The organism is Variovorax sp. 20P10.2.4 (genome assembly GCF_058244205.1).
The window spans coordinates 1-3,609 of sequence record NZ_JBZAYE010000692.1; the positions used below are offsets into that span (position 1 = coordinate 1).

General features: G+C 69.5%; 4 protein-coding genes. All 4 read left to right on the forward strand.

Annotated features, from left to right (window positions below; all coding sequences use genetic code 11):
* On the forward strand, positions 1-848 hold an 848-nt coding region (locus AC27VN_RS35750; protein WP_490879688.1), incomplete at its 5' end, for an adenylosuccinate synthetase.
* A 111-nt stretch (positions 849-959) separates the two neighbouring features.
* Positions 960-1,961, forward strand: a complete 1,002-nt coding sequence (gene dctP, locus AC27VN_RS35755) for a TRAP transporter substrate-binding protein DctP (RefSeq protein WP_490879689.1) — start codon at positions 960-962, stop codon at positions 1,959-1,961.
* Positions 1,962-2,088: 127 nt separating this feature from the next.
* The gene (locus tag AC27VN_RS35760) at positions 2,089-2,829 is read left to right on the forward strand and encodes a TerC family protein (RefSeq protein ID WP_490879691.1); all 741 of its coding nucleotides are present in this window, start codon (positions 2,089-2,091) and stop codon (positions 2,827-2,829) included.
* Between the two features lie 76 nt (positions 2,830-2,905).
* Positions 2,906-3,466, forward strand: coding sequence for a gamma carbonic anhydrase family protein (locus tag AC27VN_RS35765; protein ID WP_490879690.1), 561 nt, complete (start codon positions 2,906-2,908; stop codon positions 3,464-3,466).
* Positions 3,467-3,609 lie beyond the last annotated feature (143 nt).

Here is a 3,609-nt window from a genome sequence, read left to right on the forward strand (position 1 = left end):
GCGACCTGCTGCGGCCGGCGCTCGCGTTCGAGAAGCTCGAGGCGCTGCGCCTCGCACTGCTGCGCGAATTCGCGCCGCGACCCGATCCCGATTGGCAGCGCGAACAGGCGCTGCTGGCCGATGCCAGCCTGTCGCAGCGCTGGCTCGTGGCCATCGAACCCTGTTTGCGCGCCGCGCCGCCCACGAGCGTCGAAGCCATCGCCGAGCAACTGGCGCGGCCCGGTGCCGTGGTGTTCGAGGGCGCGCAGGGCGTGCTGCTCGACGAGTGGCGCGGCTTCCATCCGCACACGAGCTGGAGCACGGTCTCGACCGCCGCGGTCGAGGCCGTGCTGCGCGACGCCGGCCTGGGCACACCGCCCGTGCGGCACCTGGGCGTGCTGCGCAGCTACCTCACGCGCCATGGCGCCGGGCCGCTGCCCACGCACGATCCCGCGCTCGCCGCGCGGCTGCCCGAGCCGCACAACGCCGACGCCGGTTGGCAGGGCGCGTTCCGCCGCGGGCATCCCGATGCCGTGCTGCTGCGCTATGCGATCGCCGCGGCCGGACCGCTCGACGGCCTGGTCGCGAGCCATCTCGATGCGATCGGGCACGCGGGCCTGCGCTGGTGCGAGGGCTACCGCGATACGGATGGCGAGACCATCGCGCAGCTGGCCCTGGGGCCCGAGGCGGACCTCGACCATCAACTGCGCCTGACGCGCCTGCTCGAACGCGTGCAACCGGTCTATGCGGAGGCCGGCATCGCGAACACGCGCGACTGGCTCGAACGCGTGGAGGCCGCGAGCGGCCTGCGCGTGCAATGGGGCTCCCACGGGCCCACGCGCCAGGACGTCGCGGACTACGCGAGGTAGCCCTCGGCCGCGGCGAAGCGCGCGATAGGCCGGACAAATCCCTATCGCGCCCGCGCGCGCGATGCCTACCATGCGGCACCGGGCCGATGCCCCGCACCGCTGGGAGACACCATGACGATTTCGACGCCGCGGCAGCGCGCCCGTGGCTGGCTGTTGGCACTCGCTTGCGCCGCGCTCGGCGTGGGCGTGGCGCCCGCCCATGCGCAGGTGCTGCAGCTCAAGTGGGGCCATGTCTACGAGGCCTCGAGCATCTTCCACCAGCAGGCCGAACTCGCGGCGCGCAAGATCGCCGAGCAGTCCGAGGGAAAGATCAGGATCGAGGTGGTGCCCGCCTCGAAGCTCGGGCAGGAGGGCGACTACCCGCTGATGCTGGCCAACGACTCGGTGCAGATCGCCTACGTCACGGCCGCCACGCTGGCCGAGGGCTATGCGCCGCTGCGCCTGGGGAGCTACCCCTTCGCCTTCAAGGACCTCGACCACGTGCGCAAGTACCTCGCGAGCCCGCTGCTGGGCCAGCTCATGAAGGGCTACGACGAGCGCAGCGGCAACCACCTGGTCGCTTCGGTCTACTACGGCGCGCGCCAGGTCACCTCGAACCGGCCGCTCGCGCGGCCCGAGGACTTCCGCGACCTGCGGCTGCACGTGCCCGATGCCTCGGCCTACCAGCTGTTCGCCACCGCGCTCGATGCCAAGCCCGTGACCCTGCCCTACGTAGGTCTCTATGACGCGCTGAAGAAGAACGAGGTCGAGGCGCAGGAATACCCGCTGAGCACGGTGAAGGCCAAGAAGCTCTACGAGGTGCAGAAGTACGTGCAGCTCACGGCCCATGTCTACGACACGCTGGGCATCGTGATCGGCAAGGCCGCCTGGGCCAAGCTCTCGGCGCCGCAGCAGGCCATGGTCGAGAAGGTGCTGGTCGACGGCGCGAAGTGGACCAATGTGGGCGTGATCGCCGGCGAACTGGAAGACGAGCAGTTCCTGCGCGGCAAGGGCATGACCGTGTCGCAGGTCAACCGGCAGCCCTTCCTCGAGCGCATCGCGCGGCGTTCCACGCCCGAGCAGCTCGGCGCGCGGCCCGGCGACTGGGCGAAGCTGCAGGCGCTCGCGAACTGATCCTTCGTTTCCTGTTGGCGAACCGGCCGCGCTGCTGCACACTGGCGAGCGGCATGCGCCCTGACCGCATTGCCGGGAGCACACCGTGGAATTCCTCCTGGACCCGAATGTCTGGATCGCCTTCGCGATGCTGACCGCCCTCGAGATCGTCCTGGGCATCGACAACATCATCTTCATCTCGATCCTGGTCGGCCGGCTGCCGCCCGAGCAGCGCGACAAGGCGCGGCGCCTCGGTCTCGGCTTCGCGATGATCTCGCGGCTGCTGCTGCTGCTCTCGCTGAGCTGGGTGATGGGCCTCACGGCCGACCTGTTCCACGTCTTCGGCCAGGGAATCAGCGGGCGCGACATCGTGCTGCTGCTGGGCGGCCTGTTCCTGCTCTACAAGGCCTCGCACGAGATCTTCCTCGAGGTCGAGGCCGGCGAGGCGCACGGCCCCGATGCCGACGAGGACGGCGGCGCGCGCAAGGCCGCGTTCTGGAGCGTGATCGGCCAGATCGGCATCATCGACATCGTGTTCTCGCTCGACTCGGTGATCACCGCCGTCGGCATGGTCGACCAGATCGCCGTGATGATGGCCGCGGTGATCGCTTCGGTCGGCGTGATGCTGGTGGCCGCCAAGCCGATCGGCGACTTCGTCGACAAGCACCCCTCGGTCAAGGTGCTGGCGCTGGCCTTCCTCGTGATGGTGGGCATGGTGCTCACGGCCGAGGCCTTCGACAAGCACGTGCCCAAGGGCTACATCTACGCGGCGATGGCCTTCTCGCTCGCGGTCGAGGCGCTGAACATCCGCGCGCGCGGCAAGCGCACCGCGGCGCGGGCGCTCAAGGCGCAGGCCAGGGCGAACGCGAAGGCGGGCGAGGCGCCCTGAGCGCCGGCCGTCACTAACGCATCCCTGTGGCATTATCGGGTCGACCCCAGTTCATCGACCAGAGACGAGACTCCCCATGATCCGCAAGAACCCGCGCGGCGACCTGCCGCAGATCCACCCGAGCGCCTTCGTCGACCCGACCGCGATCCTCTGCGGCCTGGTCGTGGTGGAGGAGAACGTGTTCATCGGCCCCTATGCCGTGATCCGCGCCGACGAGACCGACGCGAACGGCCACATAGCCCCGATCGTCATCGGCGCGCACTCGAACATCCAGGACGGCGTGGTGATCCATTCCAAGTCGGGCGCGCCGGTCACGATCGGCGAGCGCACCTCGATCGCGCACCGCGCCATCGTCCACGGCCCGTGCCGGGTGGGTCGCGGCGTGTTCATCGGCTTCAACAGCGTGCTGTTCAACTGCGTCGTCGGCGACGGCAGCGTGGTGCGCTACAACGCGGTGGTCGACGGCTGCGAGCTGCCGCCGAACTTCTACGTGCGCTCCACCGAGCGCATCGGCCCCGAGACCGCTCTGGACGGACGGCCGACCGTCTCGGTGGATGCGAGCGAGTTCTCGGAAGACGTGGTGCGCACCAACAACGCGCTGGTGCAAGGCTACAAGAACATCCAGAACCAGTTCTAAGCTAGCGCCCTCAGCCTGCGCCATAGGCCGGCTGCGGAAATTCCAGTTCGACGCGCCGGCACGCGCGCGGGAAGATCGTGGCCACCGAACGCCACGAAGGAGCCCGCGATGCACCTCTCCCCGCCATTCCCCCACCGCGCCCT